A 26,139-nucleotide genomic window follows, 5' to 3' on the forward strand; every position below is an offset into this window, starting at 1 on the left:
CACAGTTCGGCCACTTGTGGATAAGTAAAGAGCGGGGATTCTACCGCTGTTCGGCAACAATCGCCCACTGCGCACTGACCGGCTGTGGATAAATCCCGCGCCTGATGCAGTACAATCGCGACTTTTAATCGCCAACCAGCCGGCCATTCCCATGATCGAACCCAAGCGCGTCCTGCGCGCCCTCGCCGAACACTGGGCCTTACTTGAGCCTCTGTGCGAACACTTCGACCAAGGCACCCTGAGCCTGGCCGAGCTGCGCGCACAGTTGGCCGCCCAACAACTGGACAGCACGCCCCAGGACATCACCAGCCTACTGGACGTGTGGATTCGCCTGGATATCCTGGTACCTGTCGCCAAGAGCCCGAACCGTTTCGAGCTCAACGCGCAGATCCACGACTTCCTCGCCTATCTTCGCAAGGAGCACCGGCTTGGCCTGTGCCTGGAAATCGAAGCCTACCTGCGCCACCTGGAGCGTCTGGCCGGTTACATCCAGGACGCCTTCGACATCCGTGACGGCCACGACCTGGCCCGGCAACTGCGCCTGCTGGATATGCGCGTGCGCGATGTGCTCAAAAAACTCGCCAACGACGAACAGGCCCTCGCCGCCGTGGCCGACCGCGCCAAGACCAGCGACCGCCAGATCCCGTTGCGCCAGCGTTACGCCGAGGTATTGGCGACCTGGGACGAATACGTCGAGCCGATGATCCAACTGGTGAACGCCGACGGCGCCTTCGAGCAAGGCGTACGCAAGGTGGAAAACGTGCTGCTGCGCATGCTCACCGAGCAACAGCGTCTTGGCCACCTGGTAGATGACGACATGCTGCTGCGCACCCATGCGCGCATCCTCGAGATGCAAACCAGCGCCCAGCTGACCTTGCGCCATGCGCGGGAGTTGCTGCTGCCGCTGCGTGAAGAAGCACGCCGGCATAACGCCGTGACTCGCGGTGCGGCGCTGGCCCTGTCGGCGATTCGCCGCAAAGGCCTGGACGCGGTGCCGCAAGCGGCGATGCCGATGTTCACCCGGCCGCAAAGTACCTTTTTGGGCAGTGCGAGCCAGGTCGAGGCCTATGTGTATGCCCTGGCCAATTTCGAGCCCAAGCCGGCGCGTTTCCCCAAGGCGCACAAGTCCCACAAAGGCGAAGCCCCGCGCGCACCGCGTACGGTCAAGGAAATGCTCGAACGCTGCGAAGACGCGCTGCCGATGCCCGACCTGATGACCTGGCTGCTGGAGCAGGAACCGGACGGCGCCACCGATGAATTGCTGTACTGGTTCTCGCGCCTGTCCCGGGAAAAACGCTTCAAGCGCGAGCGCCTGGAACGTCGCGATTACCACACCCACGAGCACCAGGTCAGCCTGCGCTCCTTCGCCCTGCTCCCGGCCGGCGTCGATGCCACCGAGAATTCTGCGAGCACGCCTTATGCATCTTGATCTATCCGAACTGTCCCAGCTGGCGCCGATCTTTCGCGAGCTGTTCAAGGGTTACCACGTCAGCCGTCGCGACCCGGAGCTGTACGCGCAATTGTCGAACTTCCAGGACCAGTACCGCACGCTGTTCAAGGCCCTGGGCTTTGAGCTGGTGTGCGATACCCGCGGCTTCTATTACTTCGTGCCGGACACTGCCGTGGCTGCCGCGCAGGTGAACAAAACCGCCCAGCGCCTGGCCCTGTTCACCTTCATCATCGTCGAACACCTGGCCGACCAGGGTCGCGACCCGATTGCGGTGCTCGACGGCGGCAGCCTGGGCCGCGATGAATTGCCTTCGTTGCTGGAGAAATACCGTGACCTGTTTATCCAGGCCGAGGTACAGACCCAGGAAGAGCTCGAAGAAAAAATCATGCGCCGCATGACCCAACTGGGTTTTGCCAGCGAAGACAACGGTATCTACCGCTTCCTGCCGCCGATGCACCGCTTCCTGGATGTGTGCCTGTCGGTGCAGCAGGACCGCGACCTTGCCGCCAGCGTACACAGCGTACTGCCGCTGCCGGCACCGGTGATATTCGACGAAGACAGCGACGAGAAACTGCTGAAGACCGATGACCCGCTGGATCTGAGCGCCTTCACCGAAGAAAGCGAAGAAGATGCCCTGGCCCGTGCCATTGCCGAAGAACAGGAGACCGACGCATGAGTAAGGAACGCTACGGCATCCGCCGCTTCGCCCTATTGAACACCGCCGGTTACAGCCTGGGCTTGTTCCCGCTGGAAGAACCGCTGTCGGTGTACGGCGCCAACAACCTGGGTAAATCCGCCTCGATCAACGCCTTGCAATTCCCGATCCTGGCACGCATGTCGGACATGAGCTTCGGCAAGTACACCCTGGAACAATCGCGGCGTTTCTACTTTGCCACCGACACCAGCTACATCCTGGTAGAAGTCTCTCTGCCCCACGGCCCGCACGTTATCGGCGTGGTCGGCCGCGGCCCGGGCGGCGGCTTTGGTCACCAGTTCTTTGCCTACGCCGGCAAGCTGGACCTGGCCCACTACCAGAAAAACGACACCTGCCTGCGTCAGAAAGAGCTGTTCACCAACCTTGAGCGCGAGGGCCTGAAAGCCTACGAGCTCAAGCCCGATGAACTGCGGCGCTTGCTGGTGGGCGGGCATACGTCGGTCCCGCTGGACCTGACGCTGATTCCGCTGCGCTCCACCAGCGAGCAGAGCCTGAAGACGTTCCGCGCGCTGTTTATCAACCTGCTGCACATGCGCGAAATCACCGCGGCCAAGCTCAAGCAACTGTTCCTTGATGCCTTCGAACACAGCCTGCGTTCGGGCAGTGTCGACTACATCGCGGCCTGTGAAGAAGCCTTCCGTGATGTGCGACGCATGGAGCAGGACTACAACTCGCTGGTGGCTGCCGGCCCCTTGGTTGAAGCCCTGGCCAATGGCGTGAAACAGCGCGACGCCCTGCGCGGCAAACTGCATCGCCTGTCACCGCTGCTGGATTCGTTGCTGGGCACCTGGTCGGACTACGCCAGTGCGCGCAAGGAAGAGCTGACCATCCAGGCCGAACACTACCGCAACGAGCAGGACGCGCTGCAAAACGACCAGCGCGGCGGCACACAGGAGCTGATGCGCCTGGAGCGGGAAATCAGTGGCATCCAGCGTTGGTTGGGCGAGTTGTCGGTGCTCAAGCACCGCTTTGCCCTGGTGGATGACGTCAAGATGCTGGAGCAGCAATTGCTCGCCGCCAAGGATGCCCACGATGAACTGGCGGGCGCCTTGGCGCAGTCGCGACAGTTCAGCGCCGAGGACTTGGAAGAACGCCTGCGCGACCTGGAAAAGCGCTTGAAGTCGGTCAAGCAGCAGCTCGATCACGCGGACAACAACAGCTACGCCAAGCTGCGCGAAGAATTTTCGCAGCAGGATGTCGAGCGCCTGATGCGCCTGTTCAACAGCTCGCTGTTCAGCTTGCCGCTGGGCGAACATGGCATCACGCTGGACGAGGACGGCCAGTGGGTCAAATCCCTGGAGCAGATTCTCGATGGCTTCAAGGGCGAGCGCTTTGAGGTGCCGGGGCTGTCCATCGACATCTCGCACATCGAGCCGCCGGCACTGCAAGCCCTGGCGGATCGCGCCGCGTTGCGTGACCAGAAAGAGCGCCTGGAAAAAGAGCTCAAGCAACTGAAAACCCAGCAGGCCGTGGCGTCCGACCGCGCCGCAAGCAAGACCCAGACCGAAGCGCTGTACCAGCAGGTACTGGATGCCCAAAAGGCCCTGGAAGACTTCCGCCGCACCCAGACCCTGAGCGCCGAAGAAGGCGAGAAGCTGGAAAACCTGGCGCAGATGGAAGCGGCCCAGGACGAGTTGAAGCGTTCCAGCGATGCCTTTACCGAGCGCGTCCAGCAACTGTCGGCCAAGCTGCAACTGGTCGGCCGTCAGATCGGCGATATGGAAGCCAAGCAACGCACGCTGGATGACGCGTTGCGCCGTCGTCAGCTGTTGCCGGCGGATCTGCCGTTCGGTACGCCGTTCATGGACCCGGTCGACGACTCCATGGACAACCTGCTGCCGCTGCTCAATGACTATCAGGACAGCTGGCAGGGTTTGCTGCGCGCCGATGGCCAGATCGAAGCGCTGTACGCCCAGGTGCGTCTCAAGGGCGTGGCCAAGTTCGACAGTGAGGATGATGTCGAGCGTCGTCTGCAACTGCTGATCAACGCCTATGCGCACCGTACCGACGAGGCGCTGACCCTCGGCAAGGCGCGCCGTGCAGCGGTCACCGACATCGCCCGTACCCTGCGCAACATCCGTAGTGACTACGACAGCCTGGAACACCAGTTGGCGTTGTTCAACCGCGAGATCAACAAGCGCCAGGTCTCCAACCTGCAAAGCTTCCGCATCGTACTGGCGCCGAACAAGGAAGCGCTCAAGCATATCGACCAGATCATCCACAGTGCCGGTCAGTATGAAGAAGGCGAGACCCTCTCGGTGTTCGACCTCAGCCAGAGCGCCGAACAGGACAACAAGAACGAAGAAGCCAAGGAATACCTGGCTCGCCTGGTAGCCGCCAACCATAACCAGTTGGGCCTCAAGGACTTGTTCGAATTGGCGTTCGAGATCACCAAGGTCAACGGCCAGCCGGTGATCCATACCGACATCGACGGCGCTGCGTCCAATGGCACCACCATGACCATCAAGGCGCTGACCAACATGTACCTGTTGCTGCACTTGATGGACCGCGACCAGGCCGGCCGTGTGCGCTTGCCGTACTACCTCGATGAGGCGGCGGACATCGATGAGAAGAACCAGGCCGCCTTGCTGGAAACCAGCTTGCAGCTGGGCTTCGTGCCGATCCTGGCGAGTGTAAAGCCGCAGGTCTCTGCCCAGGTGGCTATCGACCTGGAAGGCGGCAGCGGGCCGAACGGGATCTACATCGATGAGGCGGACTGGAAGTACATCCGTCGCCATGATGTGGTGAAGGCGACGATGAATGTACAGGCGGACGAGCCGGAGCTGGATGAAGTCTGACGGGTTGTACTGAAAGGCAAAAAGGCCGCGATCCTTTGGATCGCGGCCTTTTTTTCGGTTTGGGATTTGCGGTGTGTTTGTGGGCCTCATCGCGGGCAAGCTCGGCTCCCGCAGGGATATGCATTTTCAGCAAGTATGCATTCCAACTGTGGGAGCCGGGCTTGCCCGCGATAGCCGCGCCTCGGTTTATTTACCGAGTGGAATCTTAGGCGCCCAGGTCAGCCATTCATCCTCAAACTTGTCGAACAACGGGAACGTCTGCTGCGGCCGTGCCGGGTTACCCATGCGCTCGCCATCCGGGGTGGCAAAGGCGATGCCGCCGGCCACCAGCGTTTCAAGGGACTCGGTACGCACGGTCGCGCCCTTGAACAAGCCGAAGTCGAGGCCAAAGCCGCTGGTGTTCCAGAAGCGGCTGCCACTGCGTACCAGAGGTGCGTACTTGGGCTCGATCAGGATGTGCACCAACACACGGTCGGCGGTCTGGCCCAGCTCATAGCCGGTGACTTTGCCGACCGTCACTTCACGGTAGGTCACCGGTACCCCTTCCTTCAACGAACCACGGCGGGCGGCGCTGAGTGTGAGGCTCAGGCCAGCTTCCTGATGCACGGTTTCAGGCGGCTGGGTCAGGGCGACAAAGCTCTTCTGCGGGCCGGCGTTTTTCGCGGCCGGTTGCACTTCGATGTATTGGCCGGTGACCAGGGTCTCCAGGTTAGCCGTCTTCATCAGCCCCAGTTCCGGCTTGACCACCCAGAACTGGCTGCCCGTACGCGCAATACGGTCCGCAACCTGAGTGATACGCGCCTTGAGCAGCACCGATTGCATGTCGGCACTGAGGTCGACACTCTCGATCTTGCCCACATCCAGCCCCTTGAAGCGCACCGGTGTGCCGGCGCTCAGGCCGTCGGCTCGGTCGACTTTGATGGTCACCAGAGTGCCGTGCTGGTTGGCGGCATCACGGTCGGCATACAGGCGAAAGCGCGGGATGCGATGTTTCAATGGCACGTTCGGTTCCGGCGTTTCGAAGGCGATACCGCCCGCCATCAGGCTGGCCAGGGATTCGCTTTTGACCTGGATACCGCCGGTGAGCCCGCCCGTAAGGGTGACGCCGCTGGCATTCCAGAAGCGCGTCGAGCCGTTGACCAGGCTTTCGTATTCCTTCTCGATATGAACGCCGATCACCAGTTGTTTTTTCTTGCGTGAAAACTGGTAACTCTGCACCGAACCGACTTTGACCTGTTTGTACAGAATCGGGCTGCCGACATCCAACGAGCCCAGGCTGTCGGTGAGCAACACCATGTGCAGGCCCGGGGAACGCAGGTCCAAAGGTGGCGCCTTGGCGCGGGCTACGTATTCGCGTTGTGGCGGGGTGCCTTTGTCGCCTGGGCGAATCGCGATGTAGTTGCCCTTGACCAAGGCCTCCAGGCCGGTGATGCCCGCCAGGGAGATGGACGGTTTGACCACCCAGAATTGCGTGTCTTCGACCAGGTAGTCTTCAGCCAATGGATCGAGGGTCAGCTCGGCACTGGCGCTGGACAGGTCCGGGTCGATCTTCAGGGTTTTCAGGCTACCGACCTGGATGCCTTTGTACATGACCGGCGTACGCCCGGCCTGCAGGCCTTCAAAGTCGGTGAGCTTGACCTTGACCTTGATCCCCGCTGCGGCGGCATCGAAATCTTCGTATAGGCGGAAAGGCAGGCTCGGGTCGGTGGGCGGGCTGTCTTTGCGGTTTTCAGGAGTGGCGAAGGCGATACCTCCGGCGACAATGCTGGAGAGGGATTCGCTGCGCACTTTCAAGCCGGAAAGGTTGGCGTCGATACTGATGCCGCTGGCATTCCAGAAACGCGTGTGTTTGCGCACCAGGTTGGCATAGGTCGGCTCGATATAGACCTTGACCTCGACGGTGCTCTGGTCTTCAGACAGCAGATAGCTTTTGACCTGACCGACCTGAATCTGCTTGTAGAACACCGGACTGCCACGGTTCAACGAGCCCAGGCGATCGGCCTTGAGGGTCAGGTGCAAGCCGGGCTTGGCGTCGGATAACGGCGGCTCTTCGGAGAGCGCCTTGAACTTGCGCGTGGGCTCGCCATCACCGGGGCTGGCGGCGATGTAGTTACCTGAAACCAGGGTTTCCAGGCCGGTGATACCGGCAAGGCTGACGCTGGGCTTGACCAACCAGAAGCGGGTGTTGGTCTTGAGGTACTGCTCCACGTCCTTGTTCATCTCGATGGTGGCGATCACCCCGCGATTGCTGCCTTCGTCATCCAGGGCCAGGGTTTTGACCTTGCCCACGGTCATGCCTTTGTAGACCACTTCGGTCTTGTTGACCTGAATACCTTCGCCGCTTTCAAAGCGAACTTGAATCTCGATACCTTGCTGGGAATAGGCACGCCACCCCAGCCAGCCACCGATGATCAGGGCAATCAGGGGCAGCACCCAAATGGCCGACCAGTTAGAGGCTGGGCGGGTTTTAGCTTTAGGCAAATCACTCATGGTCGTCGTCCGACTCCGTGTTATCCCAAATCAGTCGGGGATCGAAAGTTACTGCGGCAAACATCGTCAAGATCACCACACTGGCGAACGCCGCAGCGCCGAGGTTGGCCTCGATACTGGCTAGCCGCCCAAAGTTAACGAGCGCCACCAGGATGGCGATCACGAAGATATCCAGCATGGACCAACGCCCAATGAACTCGATAAAGCGATACATCACAATGCGTTGTTGCGCGGACAGCGGTTGGTGACGCTGCACCGAGAACAGCAGCAGGCCAATGCCGACCAACTTGAAGGTCGGTACCAGGATACTGGCGATGAACACCACGGCAGCGATAGGAAACATCCCGTGCTGCACCAGCTGGATGACACCCGACATGATGGTGCTGGGGTCGCCTTGGCCGAGGGAGCTGACCGTCATGATGGGTAACAGGTTAGCGGGGATATACAGGATCGCCGCGGTGATCAACAGCGCCCAGGTACGTGTAAGGCTATTGGGGCGACGGGCATGGATCAACGCGCCACAACGGGTGCAGAGTTGCTCCTCGCTATCCGCTTCCTGCTTGTTCAACTCATGGCATTCTGTACAAATCAGAATACCTGCATCAATCGCCCGCATGGTCATCCTCTCCTGACAGCGCTTGCCAGATCTGATGGGGCGACATCACCACCTCAAGCAGAACTTGAACCATTAATAGACTCACGAAGCAGACCAGACCCAGGCCAATTGTGATGGAGGCCATGTCGGCGAGCTTTACGATCGCCACCAGCACACCCATCAAGTAGACCTCCAACATCCCCCAGTCCTTCATGTGGTGGTAGATGCGATATAGCAGCAGCCCGTAATTGCGCCCGATGTTCCAGCGAATACTGAGCAGCACTGCCAACTGGCACAGAAGCTTGAGCAAGGGGATGCCCATGCTGCACAGGAACACCACGGCGGCAACGCCTTGCATGCCCGTATCGAACAGGCCAACGACGCCGCTCCACACGGTGTCCTCCGAAGACTGCCCGAGTAGATTGAGCTGCATGATGGGCAAAAAGTTCGCGGGGACGTACAGCAGCAGGGCTGCCAGTACCAAGGCGAGACTGCGCTCGACCACATTGTGACGGTGAGCGTATAGCTCGTAGCCGCAGCGTGGGCATTGGGCTTTTTCGCCGAGGGCGAGCGTTGGTTTGCGCATCAGCAAGTCGCACTCATGGCATGCCACCAGATCGTCTAGCGGTAAATCCGATACCTCGTGGGCATCAACCGGATCGGGCATAGATAGGGCTCTGACTCTAAAAATGATTAGGTGGCTATTCTAGTGGTGTCGCTCAGAAATAACTGTGCAAATTTGTCGGGGCAGTCAGGTCGGAGGTTGGGGCGCACAGGTGTACGGGGACAAGGTGGACACTTTTCGAGCGCCCAAAACAAAACCCCAACTGCTTTCGCAATTGGGGTTTCGGAATTTAATCTTGACGATGACCTACTCTCACATGGGGAAACCCCACACTACCATCGGCGATGCATCGTTTCACTGCTGAGTTCGGGATGGGATCAGGTGGTTCCAATGCTCTATGGTCGTCAAGAAATTCGGGTACTGAGTCGTGACCAAGTGGCCTCGCTTCAGCAAATTGGGTATGTGATAGATCGTGGTGTTTTGTGAGCGTCGAACTTTCGGTTCATTGCGTCTTCACACACCGCAATCTGGCCTTTCGACTCAAATTGCTTGGGTGTTATATGGTCAAGCCTCACGGGCAATTAGTATTGGTTAGCTCAACGCCTCACAGCGCTTACACACCCAACCTATCAACGTCGTAGTCTTCGACGGCCCTTCAGGGAACTCAAGGTTCCAGTGAGATCTCATCTTGAGGCTAGTTTCCCGCTTAGATGCTTTCAGCGGTTATCTATTCCGAACATAGCTACCCGGCAATGCCACTGGCGTGACAACCGGAACACCAGAGGTTCGTCCACTCCGGTCCTCTCGTACTAGGAGCAGCCCCTCTCAAATCTCAAACGTCCACGGCAGATAGGGACCGAACTGTCTCACGACGTTCTAAACCCAGCTCGCGTACCACTTTAAATGGCGAACAGCCATACCCTTGGGACCGGCTTCAGCCCCAGGATGTGATGAGCCGACATCGAGGTGCCAAACACCGCCGTCGATATGAACTCTTGGGCGGTATCAGCCTGTTATCCCCGGAGTACCTTTTATCCGTTGAGCGATGGCCCTTCCATACAGAACCACCGGATCACTAAGACCTACTTTCGTACCTGCTCGACGTGTCTGTCTCGCAGTCAAGCGCGCTTTTGCCTTTATACTCTACGACCGATTTCCGACCGGTCTGAGCGCACCTTCGTACTCCTCCGTTACTCTTTAGGAGGAGACCGCCCCAGTCAAACTACCCACCATACACTGTCCTCGATCCGGATAACGGACCTGAGTTAGAACCTCAAAGTTGCCAGGGTGGTATTTCAAGGATGGCTCCACGCAGACTGGCGTCCACGCTTCAAAGCCTCCCACCTATCCTACACAAGCAAATTCAAAGTCCAGTGCAAAGCTATAGTAAAGGTTCACGGGGTCTTTCCGTCTAGCCGCGGATACACTGCATCTTCACAGCGATTTCAATTTCACTGAGTCTCGGGTGGAGACAGCGCCGCCATCGTTACGCCATTCGTGCAGGTCGGAACTTACCCGACAAGGAATTTCGCTACCTTAGGACCGTTATAGTTACGGCCGCCGTTTACCGGGGCTTCGATCAAGAGCTTCGCGTTAGCTAACCCCATCAATTAACCTTCCGGCACCGGGCAGGCGTCACACCCTATACGTCCACTTTCGTGTTTGCAGAGTGCTGTGTTTTTAATAAACAGTCGCAGCGGCCTGGTATCTTCGACCGGCATGAGCTTACGGAGCAAGTCCTTCACCCTCACCGGCGCACCTTCTCCCGAAGTTACGGTGCCATTTTGCCTAGTTCCTTCACCCGAGTTCTCTCAAGCGCCTTGGTATTCTCTACCCAACCACCTGTGTCGGTTTGGGGTACGGTTCCTGGTTACCTGAAGCTTAGAAGCTTTTCTTGGAAGCATGGCATCAACCACTTCGTTAACTAAAAGTTAACTCGTCATCAGCTCTCGGCCTTGAAATCCCGGATTTACCTAAGATTCCAGCCTACCACCTTAAACTTGGACAACCAACGCCAAGCTGGCCTAGCCTTCTCCGTCCCTCCATCGCAATAACCAGAAGTACAGGAATATTAACCTGTTTTCCATCGACTACGCTTTTCAGCCTCGCCTTAGGGACCGACTAACCCTGCGTCGATTAACGTTGCGCAGGAAACCTTGGTCTTTCGGCGTGGGTGTTTTTCACACCCATTATCGTTACTCATGTCAGCATTCGCACTTCTGATACCTCCAGCAAGCTTCTCAACTCACCTTCACAGGCTTACAGAACGCTCCTCTACCGCATCACTTACGTGATACCCGTAGCTTCGGTGTATGGTTTGAGCCCCGTTACATCTTCCGCGCAGGCCGACTCGACTAGTGAGCTATTACGCTTTCTTTAAAGGGTGGCTGCTTCTAAGCCAACCTCCTAGCTGTCTAAGCCTTCCCACATCGTTTCCCACTTAACCATAACTTTGGGACCTTAGCTGACGGTCTGGGTTGTTTCCCTTTTCACGACGGACGTTAGCACCCGCCGTGTGTCTCCCATGCTCGGCACTTGTAGGTATTCGGAGTTTGCATCGGTTTGGTAAGTCGGGATGACCCCCTAGCCGAAACAGTGCTCTACCCCCTACAGTGATACATGAGGCGCTACCTAAATAGCTTTCGAGGAGAACCAGCTATCTCCGAGCTTGATTAGCCTTTCACTCCGATCCACAGGTCATCCGCTAACTTTTCAACGGTAGTCGGTTCGGTCCTCCAGTTAGTGTTACCCAACCTTCAACCTGCCCATGGATAGATCGCCCGGTTTCGGGTCTATTCCCAGCGACTAGACGCCCTATTAAGACTCGCTTTCGCTACGCCTCCCCTATTCGGTTAAGCTCGCCACTGAAAATAAGTCGCTGACCCATTATACAAAAGGTACGCAGTCACCCAACAAAGTGGGCTCCCACTGCTTGTACGCATACGGTTTCAGGATCTATTTCACTCCCCTCTCCGGGGTTCTTTTCGCCTTTCCCTCACGGTACTAGTTCACTATCGGTCAGTCAGTAGTATTTAGCCTTGGAGGATGGTCCCCCCATATTCAGACAAAGTTTCTCGTGCTCCGTCCTACTCAATTTCATGACTAAGAGATTTTCGCGTACAGGGCTATCACCCACTATGGCCGCACTTTCCAGAGCGTTCCGCTAATCTCAAAGCCACTTAAGGGCTAGTCCCCGTTCGCTCGCCACTACTAAGGGAATCTCGGTTGATTTCTTTTCCTCAGGGTACTTAGATGTTTCAGTTCCCCTGGTTCGCTTCTTGCACCTATGTATTCAGTACAAGATAACCATCTTATGATGGCTGGGTTCCCCCATTCAGACATCTCCGGATCAAAGTCTGTTTGCCGACTCCCCGAAGCTTTTCGCAGGCTACCACGTCTTTCATCGCCTCTGACTGCCAAGGCATCCACCGTATGCGCTTCTTCACTTGACCATATAACCCCAAGCAATCTGGTTATACTGTGAAGACGACATTCGCCGAAAATTCGAATTTCTCAGTTAAGAGAACTCACAAATTTTACCTTAGCCTGATCCGTTACCAGTGAAAGTAACGTTCAGTCTATCTTTCTATCACATACCCAAATTTTTAAAGAACGAACTAGTCAAAGACTAGAAATCAACATTCACCATCACAACGATGGAATGCTCATTTCTAAGCTTTATACAAACAGAAGCAGTAGTGGTGGAGCCAAACGGGATCGAACCGTTGACCTCCTGCGTGCAAGGCAGGCGCTCTCCCAGCTGAGCTATGGCCCCGTATTTCTACAGGCGTTTCCCACACAAAATTGGTGGGTCTGGGCAGATTCGAACTGCCGACCTCACCCTTATCAGGGGTGCGCTCTAACCAACTGAGCTACAGACCCAATTTCGGGCTGCTTCTTTCGTCTTCTTCAATGAATCAAGCAATTCGTGTGGGAACTTATGGAGCAGCTGATGTCGTCGATTAAGGAGGTGATCCAGCCGCAGGTTCCCCTACGGCTACCTTGTTACGACTTCACCCCAGTCATGAATCACACCGTGGTAACCGTCCTCCCGAAGGTTAGACTAGCTACTTCTGGTGCAACCCACTCCCATGGTGTGACGGGCGGTGTGTACAAGGCCCGGGAACGTATTCACCGCGACATTCTGATTCGCGATTACTAGCGATTCCGACTTCACGCAGTCGAGTTGCAGACTGCGATCCGGACTACGATCGGTTTTATGGGATTAGCTCCACCTCGCGGCTTGGCAACCCTCTGTACCGACCATTGTAGCACGTGTGTAGCCCAGGCCGTAAGGGCCATGATGACTTGACGTCATCCCCACCTTCCTCCGGTTTGTCACCGGCAGTCTCCTTAGAGTGCCCACCATTACGTGCTGGTAACTAAGGACAAGGGTTGCGCTCGTTACGGGACTTAACCCAACATCTCACGACACGAGCTGACGACAGCCATGCAGCACCTGTCTCAATGTTCCCGAAGGCACCAATCCATCTCTGGAAAGTTCATTGGATGTCAAGGCCTGGTAAGGTTCTTCGCGTTGCTTCGAATTAAACCACATGCTCCACCGCTTGTGCGGGCCCCCGTCAATTCATTTGAGTTTTAACCTTGCGGCCGTACTCCCCAGGCGGTCAACTTAATGCGTTAGCTGCGCCACTAAAAGCTCAAGGCTTCCAACGGCTAGTTGACATCGTTTACGGCGTGGACTACCAGGGTATCTAATCCTGTTTGCTCCCCACGCTTTCGCACCTCAGTGTCAGTATTAGTCCAGGTGGTCGCCTTCGCCACTGGTGTTCCTTCCTATATCTACGCATTTCACCGCTACACAGGAAATTCCACCACCCTCTACCATACTCTAGTCAGTCAGTTTTGAATGCAGTTCCCAGGTTGAGCCCGGGGATTTCACATCCAACTTAACAAACCACCTACGCGCGCTTTACGCCCAGTAATTCCGATTAACGCTTGCACCCTCTGTATTACCGCGGCTGCTGGCACAGAGTTAGCCGGTGCTTATTCTGTCGGTAACGTCAAAATTGCAGAGTATTAATCTACAACCCTTCCTCCCAACTTAAAGTGCTTTACAATCCGAAGACCTTCTTCACACACGCGGCATGGCTGGATCAGGCTTTCGCCCATTGTCCAATATTCCCCACTGCTGCCTCCCGTAGGAGTCTGGACCGTGTCTCAGTTCCAGTGTGACTGATCATCCTCTCAGACCAGTTACGGATCGTCGCCTTGGTGAGCCATTACCCCACCAACTAGCTAATCCGACCTAGGCTCATCTGATAGCGCAAGGCCCGAAGGTCCCCTGCTTTCTCCCGTAGGACGTATGCGGTATTAGCGTCCGTTTCCGAACGTTATCCCCCACTACCAGGCAGATTCCTAGGCATTACTCACCCGTCCGCCGCTCTCAAGAGAAGCAAGCTTCTCTCTACCGCTCGACTTGCATGTGTTAGGCCTGCCGCCAGCGTTCAATCTGAGCCATGATCAAACTCTTCAGTTCAAACATCTTTGGGTTTTTAAGAAACCCTAAACTTGGCTCAGCAATCGTTGGTTACATCTTTGATTTCTCGCGGAGTAACTTGTGATGCTGATAATCTTGTTGACTATCAGTCTGACTCCACAAGCACCCACACGAATTGCTTGATTCAGTTGTTAAAGAGCGGTTGGTTAAGATCTTTCATCTCAACCGAGGCGCGCATTCTACAGCAGCCTCATTTGCTGTCAAGTGGTTATTTTCAGAAGTTTTCGAAGATTTCTTCAACAACTTCAACCACTTGCGCTTGCGATCTCTCGTAAGCGGGAGGCGAATTCTACAGCGTTACACGCTGCTGTCAACACCTCTTTTTCAACTTCCTTTTGGCTTCGATGAACTGAAGCAACTTGCTGCCGAAAACTGCGTAACTCATTGTTTACCAAGGAGTTTTCCGTTTCGACTGCGCCGGAAGTGGGGCGAATTATAGGCTTCCAGAATCTGCCGTCAACCTTCTTTTTCACATTTCTGTCATATAAGTCAAAAAAGCCCCAATAATGCAAAGGCCGGCCCCAAGGGGCCGGCCTTTTACCTACCGAGCCTTACAGGCTAGGGAAGGCGAATTGCGACGCTTCATGGCTGGCCCGTTGCGGCCAACGCTGGGTGATTGCCTTGCGACGGGTATAGAAACGCACCCCGTCCGGCCCATAGGCATGCAAGTCGCCAAACAGCGAACGCTTCCAGCCACCAAAGCTGTGATACGCAACCGGCACCGGCAGCGGCACGTTCACCCCCACCATGCCGACTTCAATCTCATCACAGAACAGGCGCGCCGCTTCACCGTCACGGGTGAAGATACAAGTACCGTTGCCGTATTCATGATCGTTGATCAGCTGCATCGCCGCTTCCAGGCTATCCACCCGCACTACGCACAGCACCGGCCCAAAGATCTCTTCTTTATAGATACGCATCTCAGGGGTGACGCGGTCAAACAAGCTGCCACCGAGGAAAAAACCTTGCTCATGCCCTGCAACACTCAAGCCACGGCCGTCAACGACCAGCTCAGCCCCCGCCGACACACCGTCCTCTATATAGCCACTGACTTTATCTCGCGCCTGCCCCGTCACCAACGGGCCCATATCCAGCCCGCAAGAAGTGCCCGCACCAATCTTCAACGCCTTGACCTGAGGCGCCAGCTTGGCGATCAACGCATCCGCTACCTGGTCGCCCACGCACACAGCCACCGAGATCGCCATGCAACGCTCACCGCAGGAACCATAAGCCGCGCCCATCAGGGCACTCACAGCGTTATCCAGGTCTGCATCCGGCATCAGCACCGCGTGATTCTTCGCCCCACCCAGCGCCTGCACGCGCTTGCCGCGTTTGGTCGCTTCGGAATAGATGTACTCGGCAATCGGCGTCGAACCTACAAAGCTCAAGGCTTTGACTTCCGGCGCTTCGATCAATGCGTCCACCGCGCCCTTGTCGCCATGCACCACGCTGAGCACGCCTTTGGGCAATCCGGCTTCCTGCAACAGCTGCGCGATCAACAGCGTCGAACTCGGGTCGCGCTCTGAAGGTTTAAGGATGAAACAGTTACCGCAGACAATCGCCAGCGGGTACATCCACAACGGCACCATCGCCGGGAAGTTGAACGGGGTGATACCCGCCACTACGCCCAACGGCTGGAAGTCCGACCACGCATCAATGTTCGGCCCTACGTTGCGGCTGTATTCACCCTTGAGAATCTCCGGCGCCGAGCACGCGTACTCCACGTTCTCGATCCCACGCTTGAGTTCACCCGCGGCGTCTTCCAGGGTCTTGCCATGTTCTTCGCTGATCAACTGCGAGATCCGTGCTTCGTTCTGCTCCAGCAGTTGCTTGAAACGAAACATCACTTGGGCACGCTTGGCCGGCGGCGTATTGCGCCAAGCCGGAAACGCCGCCTTGGCTGAGTCAATCGCCTGTTGAATGGTTTCACGACTGGCCAAAGGCACCTGGTGAATCACCTGCCCGGTAGACGGGTTATAGACGTCGGCACTACGACCGCTGTCGTTGACCAGTTCACCGTTGATCAAATGCTGGATAAGGCTCATGCAGGGCTCCTGAAAAATTGTTCTATATAGAAGGAGAAATCAGTCGATCTTGTTCAGCACTTCGCCGACCGCGTCAAACAGACGGTCCAGGTCCTGCGGCTTGCTGTTGAAGGTTGGCCCGAACTGCAGGGTGTCGCCGCCAAAACGCACATAGAAACCGGCCTTCCACAACGCCATGCCGGCCTCGAATGGACGCACGATGGCATCTCCATCACGTGGGGAAATCTGAATCGCACCGGCCAGGCCGTAGTTGCGAATGTCGATCACATTCTTGCTGCCCTTCAAACCGTGCAGCGCATTCTCAAAGTGCGGCGCGACTTCGGCTACGCTCTGCACCAGGTTTTCTTTCTGCAACAGGTCCAATGCCGCCAAGCCCGCCGCGCAAGCTACCGGGTGCGCCGAGTAGGTGTAGCCGTGGGGGAATTCCACTGCGTATTCCGGCGTCGCCTGGTTCATGAAGGTCTGGTAGATCTCGCTGCTGGCAATCACCGCGCCCATCGGAATCGCGCCGTTGGTGACTTGCTTGGCAATGCACATCAGGTCCGGGGTCACGCCGAAGCTGTCGGCACCGAACATCGAGCCGGTGCGGCCAAAGCCCGTGATCACTTCGTCGAACACCAACAGGATATTGTGCTGGTCGCAAATTTCGCGCAGACGCTTGAGATACCCCTGCGGTGGCACCAATACCCCAGCGGAACCGGCCATAGGCTCGACAAATACGGCCGCAATGTTCGACGCGTCATGCAGCTCGATCAGCTTGAGCAACTCATCGGCCAAGGCAATACCGCCCTGCTCCGGCATGCCCCGGGAGAAAGCGTTGCTGGCCAGCAAGGTGTGAGGCAGATGGTCAACATCCATCATCGCCTGGCCAAACAGCTTACGGTTACCGTTCACACCGCCCAGGCTGGTACCGGCAATGTTCACGCCGTGGTAACCACGGGCGCGACCAATCATCTTGGTCTTCGTGGCCTGACCTTTCAGGCGCCAGTAGGCCCGCACCATCTTCACCGCCGTATCGGCACATTCAGAGCCCGAATCGGTGAAGAACACATGATTCAGGTTGCCTGGGGTCAGCTCGGTGATTTTTTCCGCCAACTGGAAGGACAACGGATGACCGTACTGGAAGCCTGGAGAGTAGTCCAAGGTGCCCAATTGCTTGGCGACCGCTTCCTGGATTTCCTTGCGCGTATGCCCGGCGCCACAGGTCCAAAGGCCCGACAACGAATCATAGACCTTGCGCCCCTTGTCATCGGTCAACCAGCTACCTTCGGCGGCCACGATCAGGCGTGGATCGCGCTGGAAGTTGCGGTTGGCGGTGTAAGGCATCCAGTGCGCATCCAGCTTCAATTGGCTGGCCAGGGACGATGGGGCGTTTTCGGGCATGTTCATCAGCAAAACCTCGCAGGGCAAAAGGCAGCGTCGGGATTGAAAAAGCGTTGTTGCAGCTAAATTGCCACGGGGATAAAGTCGGTGAAATCCAACTCTTCTAACCTTCAGTCAGGACTTCACTAAACTATGAGCAGCCGTCGTCCCGACCCTTTGGCCCAAGTCAGTGACTTCGATATTCGCCTGCTGCGCATCTTTCGCAGCGTAGTGGAGTGCGGCGGCTTCTCGGCAGCGGAAACCGTTCTCGGCATCGGGCGCTCGGCCATCAGCCAGCAGATGAGCGACCTTGAGCAACGACTCGGGCTACGACTCTGCCAACGCGGCCGCGCCGGTTTTTCCCTGACGGAAGAAGGCCGCGAGGTCTATCAATCTGCCCTGCAACTGCTGAGTGCCCTGGAAAGTTTTCGCACCGAGGTCAACGGCCTGCACCAACATTTGCGCGGCGAGTTGATCATTGGCCTCACCGATAACCTTGTCACTCTGCCCCATATGCGCATCACCCACGCATTGGCGCAGTTGAAAGAACGCGGCCCGGACGTGCAGATCCAGATCCGCATGATCGCCCCCAATGAAGTGGAGCAAGGCGTACTCGACGGTCGCCTGCACGTCGGTGTGGTGCCCCAGGCCAGCGCACTGTCGGGCCTGGAATACCAGCCGTTGTACAGCGAACGTTCCTTGCTCTATTGCGCGGTCGGCCACCCGCTGTTTTACGCCGACAACAAGCAACTCGACGACGAGCGCGTCGACAGCCAGGACGCCATCGCCCCCACCTTCCGCTTACCCGCGGAAATCCAGGCCCATTACCAGGCGCTCAACTGCACCGCCAGTGCCTCAGACCGTGAAGGCATGGCGTTCCTGATTCTCACCGGGCGTTATATCGGCTACTTGCCCGATCACTACGCCAGCCTATGGGTACAACAAGGCCGACTGCGTGCGCTGAAACCGGCTACACGTTTTTACGATTTGAGCCTGGCATCGGTCACGCGCAAGGGCCGTCGCCCTCATTTGGTGCTGGAAAGTTTCCTGGAAAGCCTGGCCGCCACCCGCTGATTCGGGCGTCGCACAAAAAGCTGAGCACTTGGACAGCTTTTTGCAAGGACTCAAGGACCTTGAACCGTCCGCCTTGAGTTGACCCGCCATGCCCCCAGAATCCTCCAGCCCCAGCGACCTCATCTACGGCCTCAACGACCGGCCGAAACCACTGCCGGCTCTGCTCGCGGCGCTGCAACATGTGCTGGCGGCGTTCGTCGGCATTATCACGCCGCCTCTGATTATTGGCTCCACCCTCGGCCTCACCGCCCACTTGCCCTACCTGATCAGTATGGCGTTGATGGTTTCCGGCGTAGGCACCTTCATCCAGGCACGCAGGCCGTTTGGTATCGGTGCCGGCATGATCTGCCTGCAAGGCACCAGCTTTGCGTTTCTCGGCGCGGTGTTGTCTGCAGGCTTTCTGGTGAAACAACGCGGCGGCAGCCCGGAAGACATTCTGGCGATGATTTTCGGCGTGTGCTTCTTCGGCGCGGCGGTACAGATTGTATTGAGCCGCTTTATCGGCCAGCTGCGCCGCGTGATCACACCGCTGGTGACCGGCATTGTGATTACGCTGATCGGCATCAGCCTGATCAAAGTGGGTATCACCGACCTCGGCGGCGGTTTCAATGCACCGGACTTCGGCGCCCCCGCCAACTTGGCGCTGGGCCTGTTCGTGGTTTTGACGATCATCCTGCTCAACCGCTCGAACACTCCCTGGGTGCGCCTGTCGGCCATCATCATCGGCCTGGCCCTGGGCAGCCTCGCGGCGTGGTTCAGCGGTAAACTTGTTCCCCAGGCTTTGCCTGACCTGCCATTGGTCAGCCTGCCTACACCATTCCGCTTTGGTTTCAACTTCGACTGGAGCGCCTTCCTGCCGATTGCGCTGATTTATCTGATCAGCAGCATCGAAACCGTCGGCGATCTCACCGCCAATTGCATGATTGCCCGCCAGCCCATCAGCGGCCCTTCTTATATCAGCCGGCTCAAGGGCGGCGTCCTCGGCGATGGGGTGAGTTGCATGATCGCCGCAACCTTCAGCGCCTTCCCCAACACCACGTTTGCGCAGAACAATGGCGTGATCCAACTCACCGGCGTGGCCAGTCGCTACGTCGGTTTGTACATCGGTGTGTTGTTGTTCTGTCTGGGCCTGTTTCCGCTGATCGGCGCCGTGCTGCAGCAAATCCCCAAGCCAGTGCTGGGCGGCGCGACCCTGGTGATGTTCGGCAGTGTGGCCGCAGCCGGCGTGCGCATTCTCGCCCAGGCACCGCTGGATCGACGCAGCATGCTGATTATCGCCACCTCGTTCGGTGTTGGCCTGGGTATCGCCGCGCAACCTAACCTGCTGCACCTGATGCCGACACTGGTGCAGAACCTGTTCGACTCCGCCATCACCAGCGGCGGTATCACCGCCATCCTCCTGTGCCTGTTACTGCCGGAGGCCAAGGCAAGTACCACCGCCGCAAACCACACCCCGGAACGCGACAGCCTGGAACCGCTTTGACGGTTTTATTGCATCAGGACTTGTCTGAGGCTTGAGGGTGGGTTATCTGTGCACACGTCGTCTCTATCGATCAGCACGGAAACCTCCATGAGCCTCGAAGTTCCTGCCCACAGCAACCACGGCGGTAAACCCGCCAGCCGCATTCGGCAAAAGAATGAACAAGCGATTCTCCAGGCTGCTGAAGATGAATTCGCGCGCCATGGCTACAAAGGCACCAGCATGAACACCATCGCTGCCAGCGCCGGGCTGCCCAAGGCCAACTTGCACTATTACTTCACCAACAAGCTGGGCCTGTACATCGCAGTGCTGAGCAACATCCTCGAACTCTGGGACAGCACCTTCAACGCGCTGACCGCCGAGGATGACCCAGCCGTGGCGCTCGCTCGTTACATCCGCACCAAGATGGAATTCTCGCGCCGCCAACCCCAAGCCTCGCGGATCTTCGCCATGGAGATCATCAGCGGTGGCGAATGCCTCACGGAATATTTCGGCCAGGACTATCGGGCCTGGTTCAGTGGCCGTGCCGCAGTGTTCCAGGCGTGGATCGACGCCGGCAAAATGGACCCCGTCGACCCCGTGCATCTGATCTTCCTGCTGTGGGGCAGCACCCAGCACTACGCTGACTTCGCCACCCAGATCTGCCGCGTCACCGGTCGCACCAAGCTGACCAAGCAGGACATGCAAGATGCCGGCACCAACCTGATCCATATCATTCTCAAAGGCTGCGGCATCAAGCCAGCCCTATAAACGAAGCGATTTATGTCTTTTACGCTCACCGGTTTTTGCGAGTTTCGTGAAGAAATACGCAAGAGCCGCTTTATCACCTTGGCGGCGCCGATTACCAGCCCGCAGGACGCCCAAGCGTTTTTCGAGCAACACAGCGACCTGAACGCCACGCACAACTGCTGGGCCTGGAAGCTGGGCGATCAATACCGCAGCAGCGATGACGGCGAACCCGGTGGCACCGCCGGGCGCCCGATCCTTGCGGCCATCGAGGCCCAGGGCTTTGATCAGGTGGCCGTATTGGTGATCCGCTGGTACGGCGGCATTCAACTGGGCACTGGTGGCTTGGCCCGTGCCTATGGCGGCGGGGCCAATAAATGCCTGCAAAATGCCGAGCGCATCGAGCTGATCAGCCGCATACCTCTGAGCTGCGCCTGTGGCTTCTCCGAGCTGAACCTGGTGAAGCTGCGCGTCGCTGAACTCGGCGGGATTGTGGTGGAAGAAACCTTCACCGCCAACGGTGTAGAGCTGCAACTCGCCCTGGGGGAGGCGCACATCGACACCCTGCAAACCCAGCTCGCCGACCTGAGCCGTGGGCGCATCCTGCTCGAACGCTGAAACTGCTACTGTTATGCGCTGAACTCCCTGAACCGCGATTTCAAAGGAAGCCTTTCATGTCTACGCCAAAAACCGCACTGATCATCGGCGCCTCGCGCGGGCTGGGCCTTGGCCTGGTCAAGCAACTGCTCCAGGACGGCTGGGACGTGACCGCCACCGTGCGCGATCCGAACAAGGCTGATGCCCTGAAAGCCGTGGGGCCGGTGCAGATCGAGAAGTTGGATATGGACGACCAGCAAGCCGTGATCGCCCTGGCCCAACGCCTGAAAGACCGCACCTTCGACCTGCTGTTCGTCAACGCCGGCGTCAAGGGCCCGGCCAACCAGGAGCCCGGCCACGCGACCCTGGCGGAAGTCGGCCAGTTGTTCTTCACCAACGCCGTGGCGCCAATCAACCTGGCCCAGCGCTTTGTCGGGCAGATCCGCAAAGACACCGGCGTGCTGGCCTTCATGAGTTCGGTACTGGGCAGCGTGACCATTCCCGACGGCTCGGACCTGGCGCTGTACAAGGCCAGCAAGGCCGCCCTCAATTCGATGACCAATAGCTTTATCACGCAACTGGGCGAGCCCAAGCCGACGGTGCTGTCGCTGCATCCAGGTTGGGTGAAGACCGACATGGGCGGCGAAAATGCCCACATCGACGTCGAGACCAGCGTGCGCGGCCTGGTGGACCAGGTAAATGCCTACACCGGCAAAGGCGGCCATCACTTCGTCGACTACAAGGGCGACACCATCACCTGGTAACCACCCTCAACTGTAGGAGCGAGCTTGCTCGCGAAGAACGCCCAAGCACTGCGTTAAACCAGACTGCCCGCGTCATCATTGATGATTTTCGCGAGCAAGCTCGCTCCCACAGAGGTAAACTGCCCACCTCGCCCTCCCCGGCGACCCTGGATCAGCAGACAGGGCAACACTGAGCTGGCAAACCTGAACCCATCATTCAGAGGAGCCGGCCAATGCCTGCGACCCGTATCTGGTTAAAAAACCCCCTCGCGATTTTCACTGCCAATGGCCTCGATGCCCGTGGCGGCCTGGTGCTGCAAGACGGTGTCATCACCGAAGTGCTGGCCCAAGGGCAAGCGCCTGCACAACCCTGCGCACAAGTGTTCGATGCCCGCGAGCATGTGGTGCTGCCTGGACTGATCAATACCCACCACCACTTCTATCAAACCCTGACCCGCGCCTGGGGCCCAGTGGTCAACCAGCCGCTGTTTCCCTGGCTGAAAACCCTGTACCCGGTATGGGCGCGGCTCACCCCGGAAAAACTCGCCCTGGCCAGCAAAGTCGCCCTGGCCGAATTGCTGCTCTCGGGCTGCACCACGGCGGCCGATCACCACTACCTGTTCCCCGATGGTTTGGAAAACGCCATTGATGTGCAGGTAGGCAGCGTGCGTGAACTGGGGATGCGCGCCATGCTCACCCGCGGTTCCATGAGCCTGGGCGAAGCCGATGGCGGCCTGCCGCCGCAGCAAACGGTGCAGCAAGGCCAGGTGATTCTCGAAGACAGCCAGCGCCTGATCCGCGAATATCACCAGCGCGGTGACGGTGCGCAGATCCAGATCGCCCTGGCGCCGTGCTCGCCGTTTTCCGTCACCCCCGAAATCATGCAAGCCAGCGCCGAGCTGGCCAACCAGCTGGACGTGCGCCTGCACACCCATTTGGCGGAAACTCTGGATGAGGAAGATTTCTGCCTGCAACGCTTCGGGCTGCGTACCGTTGATTACCTCGACAGCGTCGGCTGGCTCGGCCCGCGCACCTGGCTGGCCCACGGCATTCACTTCAACCCGGACGAAATCGAGCGCCTGGGCGCAGCCGGCACCGGCATCTGCCATTGCCCAAGCTCGAATATGCGCCTGGCCTCCGGCATCTGCCCCACCCTGGACCTGCTTGCCGCCGGCGCCCCGATCGGCTTGGGCGTGGACGGCTCGGCCTCCAACGACGCTTCGAACATGATCCTTGAAGCCCGCCAGGCCCTGTACATCCAGCGCCTGCGCTACGGCGCGGAAAAGATCACCCCCGAAAGCGTATTGGGCTGGGCCACCAAGGGCTCGGCGCAGTTGCTGGGGCGCACAGACATTGGCGAGTTGGCCGTCGGCAAGCAGGCGGACCTGGCACTGTTCAAGCTCGATGAGCTGCGCTTCTCCGGCAGCCATGACCCCATTTCCGCACTGCTGCTGTGCGGTGCGGACCGTGCAGACCGGGTGATGATCGCGGGTCAATGGCGGGTGATCGATGGTCAAGTCGAAGGCCTGGACCTCAAGGGCTTGATCGCCGATCACAGCCAGGCCGCGCGGCAGTTGATCGCGGGCACCTAAGCCAGGCACCAATCAAAATGTGGGAGCGGGCTTCTGTGGCGAGGGAGCTTGCTCCCGCTGGGGTGCGTAGCGCCCCCAAAAACCGGCTCCCACATTGGGTCTGCGGCGCCTTTCAAATCGGGTTACAGCCCCAACAGCGACAGCATGATAAAGGTCGCAAACAACACAAAATGCGTCATCCCTTCTATCGCATTGGTTTCACCATCGTTGAGGTTGATCGCGCTGACGATCAGCGTGATAAACACCATCACCGTTTGCACCGGCGTCATCGCCATCTGGAACGGCTGCCCGGTGTAGAGCGCCATGGCTTCCATCACCGGCACCGTCAGGATCACCGTGGACAACGAAGCCCCCAGCGCGATGTTGACCACCGATTGCATGCGGTTGGCCAACGCGGCGCGCAATGCCGTGAGGATTTCCGGAGCGGCCGAGATAGCCGCCACCACAATCGCGGTAATCACTGGTGGTGCGCCTGTGCCTTCCAGGCCCAGGTCGAGGGTCTTGGACATCACCTCGGCCAGCGCGCCAATCACGATCACCCCAAACACCAGGGTCGCAATGGAAAACGTCAGGCTGACAGACGGCGCGTGCTCGTCTTCCGGCTGTTTCTTACGGCGTTTCTCCGGGTAGCTGTAGCTGAAGAAATAACTGTGCGGCCCCACCTGCATGCGCAGGAACAAGGTGTAAAGCACCACCATCGCGCCAATGGTGAAAGCCGAGTAAATTTTCCAGTCCGCTTCGGGGATAAATTCCGGTACCACCATCGACACCCCCATGGCGGTAAGAATCATCACACTGTAGGTGCGCGCCGAGTCATCGTTGTAGGACTGTTCGCCATGCTTGATGCCGCCCATCAGCGCGGCCAGGCCGAGGATACCGTTGATATCGAGCATCACCGCTGAGTAGATGGTGTCGCGCACCAGGGTGGGCGATGGCTCGTTACTCATCATGATCGCCAGGATCACCACTTCCACCAATACCGCGGCGAGGGTCAGGATCATGGTGCCGTAGGGGTCGCCGACTTTTTCCGCCAACTGTTCGGCGTGATGGGCCACGCGCATCGACGCCATCACGATAAACGCGATCAGCGCAAAGCCGGCCAGCAACGCAACCAGTTGGCCGCTGTGGAGCATCCAGTGCTCCAGCGGGTAGGCGGCGATGGCGGCAATCAGCGCCAGCAGCATGAATTTTTCTTGCTTGAGGGATGTGAGCATTCCGGGCCTTTTCGTACAGCGAATCAGTCATTGATGGGGTACAGACTGCGCCGAGCCGCTAACGTTTCGTTACACCTTAGTTCAGGCCGCCCTTGCGTGAGTGACGGAAATACTCTCCTGCTGGTCAGGTTTTGCCGATTATTTCAGCCATGGCCTGTAGAATGCCGCCATTGCACCTGATGAGATTTTAAAAATGTACGATTGGCTCAACGCCCTGCCCAAGGCTGAATTGCACCTGCACCTGGAAGGCTCGCTGGAGCCTGAGTTGCTGTTCGCCCTGGCCGCGCGCAACAAGATTGCGCTGCCATGGAACGACGTCGAAACCCTGCGCAAAGCCTACGCCTTCAACAACCTGCAAGAGTTTCTCGACCTGTATTACAAGGGCGCCGATGTGCTGCGCACGTCCCAGGACTTCTACGACCTGACCTGGGCTTACCTGCTGCGCTGCAAAGCCCAGAACGTGATCCACACCGAACCCTTCTTCGACCCGCAAACCCACACCGACCGTGGCGTGCCGTTCGAAGTGGTGCTCAACGGCATCGCCGCTGCGCTTAAAGACGGCGAGCAGCAACTGGGCATCACCAGCGGTTTGATCCTCAGCTTCCTGCGCCACCTGAGCGAAGACGAAGCGCAGAAAACCCTCGACCAGGCGCTGCCGTTCCGTGACGCGTTCGTGGCCGTCGGCCTGGACAGCTCGGAAATGGGCCACCCACCGAGCAAGTTTCAGCGCGTGTTCGACCGTGCCCGTCACGAAGGCTTCCTGACCGTGGCCCACGCCGGTGAAGAAGGCCCGCCCGAGTACATCTGGGAAGCCATCGACCTGCTGAAAATCCAGCGCATCGACCACGGCGTGCGAGCCATTGAAGATGAACGCCTGATGCAGCGCATCATCGACGAACAGATCCCGCTGACGGTATGCCCGCTGTCCAACACCAAGCTCTGCGTGTTCGACGACATGGCCCAGCACAACATCCTCGACATGCTCGAGCGTGGTGTAAAAGTCACCGTGAACTCGGACGACCCTGCCTACTTCGGCGGTTATGTCACCGAGAACTTCCACGCGCTGCACACCTCCCTGGGCATGACCCAGGACCAGGCCAAACGCCTGGCGCAGAACAGCCTGGATGCGCGGCTCGTGAAACCGTAACTGAATAGACTTGGACTCAACCTGT

General features: G+C 58.3%; 16 protein-coding genes, 2 tRNA genes and 3 rRNA genes. 10 read left to right on the forward strand and 11 right to left on the reverse strand.

All coding sequences use genetic code 11. From position 1 onward, the window contains the following. The first annotated feature begins 151 nt into the window (after positions 1 to 151). Genes mksB through mksF form a run of 3 tightly spaced genes read left to right on the forward strand, consistent with a single transcriptional unit; the run spans position 152 to position 4,963 of the window. Positions 152 to 1,429 (forward strand): Mks condensin complex protein MksB, encoded by a 1,278-nt coding sequence (gene mksB, locus FXO12_RS14940; protein WP_003188283.1) that lies wholly within the window; start codon positions 152 to 154, stop codon positions 1,427 to 1,429. Beyond that, entirely contained in the window at positions 1,419 to 2,126 is a 708-nt protein-coding gene (mksE, locus tag FXO12_RS14945) for an Mks condensin complex protein MksE (protein ID WP_054921767.1), read from the forward strand. Before mksB ends, mksE begins: the two co-directional genes overlap by 11 nt. Further along, a complete protein-coding gene (gene mksF, locus FXO12_RS14950) occupies positions 2,123 to 4,963 on the forward strand; it encodes an Mks condensin complex protein MksF (protein WP_057977435.1) in 2,841 nt (946 codons plus the stop codon). The genes mksE and mksF overlap by 4 nt, the downstream gene beginning before the upstream one ends. A 186-nt stretch (positions 4,964 to 5,149) precedes the next feature. Here the strand turns inward: mksF and FXO12_RS14955 are convergent, their stop codons facing one another. From FXO12_RS14955 to FXO12_RS15000, 10 genes are all read right to left on the reverse strand, one after another. Further along, positions 5,150 to 7,453: a PqiB family protein gene (locus FXO12_RS14955; RefSeq protein ID WP_054921763.1), complete on the reverse strand. Its 2,304-nt coding sequence runs from the start codon at positions 7,451 to 7,453 to the stop codon at positions 5,150 to 5,152. Continuing rightward, positions 7,446 to 8,069: a paraquat-inducible protein A gene (locus FXO12_RS14960; RefSeq protein ID WP_054897181.1), complete on the reverse strand. Its 624-nt coding sequence runs from the start codon at positions 8,067 to 8,069 to the stop codon at positions 7,446 to 7,448. The genes FXO12_RS14955 and FXO12_RS14960 overlap by 8 nt, the downstream gene beginning before the upstream one ends. Further along, the gene (locus FXO12_RS14965) at positions 8,056 to 8,715 is read right to left on the reverse strand and encodes a paraquat-inducible protein A (RefSeq protein ID WP_034128130.1); all 660 of its coding nucleotides are present in this window, start codon (positions 8,713 to 8,715) and stop codon (positions 8,056 to 8,058) included. The genes FXO12_RS14960 and FXO12_RS14965 overlap by 14 nt, the downstream gene beginning before the upstream one ends. Positions 8,716 to 8,906: 191 nt before the next feature. Further along, positions 8,907 to 9,022, reverse strand: a 5S ribosomal RNA gene (rrf, locus tag FXO12_RS14970). A gap of 151 nt (positions 9,023 to 9,173) precedes the next feature. Further along, positions 9,174 to 12,065: ribosomal RNA gene (locus tag FXO12_RS14975) — 23S ribosomal RNA — on the reverse strand. 247 nt (positions 12,066 to 12,312) lie between these two features. Continuing rightward, positions 12,313 to 12,388: transfer RNA gene (locus FXO12_RS14980), tRNA-Ala, on the reverse strand. 30 nt (positions 12,389 to 12,418) lie between these two features. Next, positions 12,419 to 12,495, reverse strand: a tRNA-Ile gene (locus FXO12_RS14985). A gap of 81 nt (positions 12,496 to 12,576) precedes the next feature. Beyond that, positions 12,577 to 14,113, reverse strand: a 16S ribosomal RNA gene (locus FXO12_RS14990). The 16S, 23S and 5S rRNA genes sit together here with 2 tRNA genes alongside, the layout of an rRNA operon. Positions 14,114 to 14,685: 572 nt before the next feature. Beyond that, positions 14,686 to 16,179, reverse strand: a complete 1,494-nt coding sequence (locus FXO12_RS14995) for a CoA-acylating methylmalonate-semialdehyde dehydrogenase (RefSeq protein ID WP_034125914.1) — start codon at positions 16,177 to 16,179, stop codon at positions 14,686 to 14,688. Between the two features lie 39 nt (positions 16,180 to 16,218). After that, a complete protein-coding gene (locus FXO12_RS15000) occupies positions 16,219 to 17,568 on the reverse strand; it encodes an aspartate aminotransferase family protein (protein ID WP_054896425.1) in 1,350 nt (449 codons plus the stop codon). Positions 17,569 to 17,694: 126 nt separating this feature from the next. Between FXO12_RS15000 and FXO12_RS15005 the strand changes: the two genes are divergently transcribed. The 6 genes from FXO12_RS15005 to FXO12_RS15030 all read left to right on the forward strand — a co-directional run bounded on the left by FXO12_RS15005 (position 17,695) and on the right by FXO12_RS15030 (position 23,753). After that, positions 17,695 to 18,615, forward strand: coding sequence for a LysR family transcriptional regulator (locus FXO12_RS15005; protein ID WP_034125912.1), 921 nt, complete (start codon positions 17,695 to 17,697; stop codon positions 18,613 to 18,615). Between the two features lie 88 nt (positions 18,616 to 18,703). Next, entirely contained in the window at positions 18,704 to 20,098 is a 1,395-nt protein-coding gene (locus tag FXO12_RS15010) for a uracil-xanthine permease family protein (protein ID WP_054896424.1), read from the forward strand. An 87-nt stretch (positions 20,099 to 20,185) separates the two neighbouring features. Continuing rightward, positions 20,186 to 20,845, forward strand: a complete 660-nt coding sequence (locus FXO12_RS15015; RefSeq protein ID WP_057977723.1) for a TetR/AcrR family transcriptional regulator — start codon at positions 20,186 to 20,188, stop codon at positions 20,843 to 20,845. Positions 20,846 to 20,857: 12 nt separating this feature from the next. Further along, positions 20,858 to 21,439 (forward strand): YigZ family protein, encoded by a 582-nt coding sequence (locus tag FXO12_RS15020; protein ID WP_057977725.1) that lies wholly within the window; start codon positions 20,858 to 20,860, stop codon positions 21,437 to 21,439. Positions 21,440 to 21,495: 56 nt separating this feature from the next. After that, complete coding sequence (locus FXO12_RS15025; protein ID WP_047712496.1) at positions 21,496 to 22,182, forward strand: SDR family oxidoreductase; 687 nt, start codon at positions 21,496 to 21,498, stop codon at positions 22,180 to 22,182. Positions 22,183 to 22,394: 212 nt separating this feature from the next. After that, complete coding sequence (locus tag FXO12_RS15030) at positions 22,395 to 23,753, forward strand: 8-oxoguanine deaminase (protein ID WP_057977727.1); 1,359 nt, start codon at positions 22,395 to 22,397, stop codon at positions 23,751 to 23,753. Positions 23,754 to 23,875: 122 nt separating this feature from the next. On the opposite strand, the gene FXO12_RS15035 is transcribed toward FXO12_RS15030, so the two are convergent. After that, positions 23,876 to 24,967 (reverse strand): calcium:proton antiporter, encoded by a 1,092-nt coding sequence (locus FXO12_RS15035; protein ID WP_003188263.1) that lies wholly within the window; start codon positions 24,965 to 24,967, stop codon positions 23,876 to 23,878. Positions 24,968 to 25,160: 193 nt separating this feature from the next. Between FXO12_RS15035 and FXO12_RS15040 the strand changes: the two genes are divergently transcribed. After that, complete coding sequence (locus tag FXO12_RS15040) at positions 25,161 to 26,114, forward strand: adenosine deaminase (RefSeq protein ID WP_057977729.1); 954 nt, start codon at positions 25,161 to 25,163, stop codon at positions 26,112 to 26,114. Positions 26,115 to 26,139 lie beyond the last annotated feature (25 nt).

The sequence above is a fragment of the Pseudomonas sp. J380 genome (genome assembly GCF_009827115.1).
In the GTDB taxonomy this organism is placed as follows: domain Bacteria; phylum Pseudomonadota; class Gammaproteobacteria; order Pseudomonadales; family Pseudomonadaceae; genus Aquipseudomonas; species Aquipseudomonas paracarnis.

What these genes read in the sequence shown, in the direction of transcription:
- mksB (WP_003188283.1), top strand. Translation starts at nt 152, where the DNA reads ATGATCGAACCCAAGCGCGTCCTGCGCGCCCTCGCCGAACACTGGGCC.
- mksE (WP_054921767.1), top strand. Translation starts at nt 1,419, where the DNA reads ATGCATCTTGATCTATCCGAACTGTCCCAGCTGGCGCCGATCTTTCGC.
- mksF (WP_057977435.1), top strand. Translation starts at nt 2,123, where the DNA reads ATGAGTAAGGAACGCTACGGCATCCGCCGCTTCGCCCTATTGAACACC.
- FXO12_RS14955 (WP_054921763.1), bottom strand. Translation starts at nt 7,453, where the DNA reads ATGAGTGATTTGCCTAAAGCTAAAACCCGCCCAGCCTCTAACTGGTCG.
- FXO12_RS14960 (WP_054897181.1), bottom strand. Translation starts at nt 8,069, where the DNA reads ATGCGGGCGATTGATGCAGGTATTCTGATTTGTACAGAATGCCATGAG.
- FXO12_RS14965 (WP_034128130.1), bottom strand. Translation starts at nt 8,715, where the DNA reads ATGCCCGATCCGGTTGATGCCCACGAGGTATCGGATTTACCGCTAGAC.
- FXO12_RS14995 (WP_034125914.1), bottom strand. Translation starts at nt 16,179, where the DNA reads ATGAGCCTTATCCAGCATTTGATCAACGGTGAACTGGTCAACGACAGC.
- FXO12_RS15000 (WP_054896425.1), bottom strand. Translation starts at nt 17,568, where the DNA reads ATGAACATGCCCGAAAACGCCCCATCGTCCCTGGCCAGCCAATTGAAG.
- FXO12_RS15005 (WP_034125912.1), top strand. Translation starts at nt 17,695, where the DNA reads ATGAGCAGCCGTCGTCCCGACCCTTTGGCCCAAGTCAGTGACTTCGAT.
- FXO12_RS15010 (WP_054896424.1), top strand. Translation starts at nt 18,704, where the DNA reads ATGCCCCCAGAATCCTCCAGCCCCAGCGACCTCATCTACGGCCTCAAC.
- FXO12_RS15015 (WP_057977723.1), top strand. Translation starts at nt 20,186, where the DNA reads ATGAGCCTCGAAGTTCCTGCCCACAGCAACCACGGCGGTAAACCCGCC.
- FXO12_RS15020 (WP_057977725.1), top strand. Translation starts at nt 20,858, where the DNA reads ATGTCTTTTACGCTCACCGGTTTTTGCGAGTTTCGTGAAGAAATACGC.
- FXO12_RS15025 (WP_047712496.1), top strand. Translation starts at nt 21,496, where the DNA reads ATGTCTACGCCAAAAACCGCACTGATCATCGGCGCCTCGCGCGGGCTG.
- FXO12_RS15030 (WP_057977727.1), top strand. Translation starts at nt 22,395, where the DNA reads ATGCCTGCGACCCGTATCTGGTTAAAAAACCCCCTCGCGATTTTCACT.
- FXO12_RS15035 (WP_003188263.1), bottom strand. Translation starts at nt 24,967, where the DNA reads ATGCTCACATCCCTCAAGCAAGAAAAATTCATGCTGCTGGCGCTGATT.
- FXO12_RS15040 (WP_057977729.1), top strand. Translation starts at nt 25,161, where the DNA reads ATGTACGATTGGCTCAACGCCCTGCCCAAGGCTGAATTGCACCTGCAC.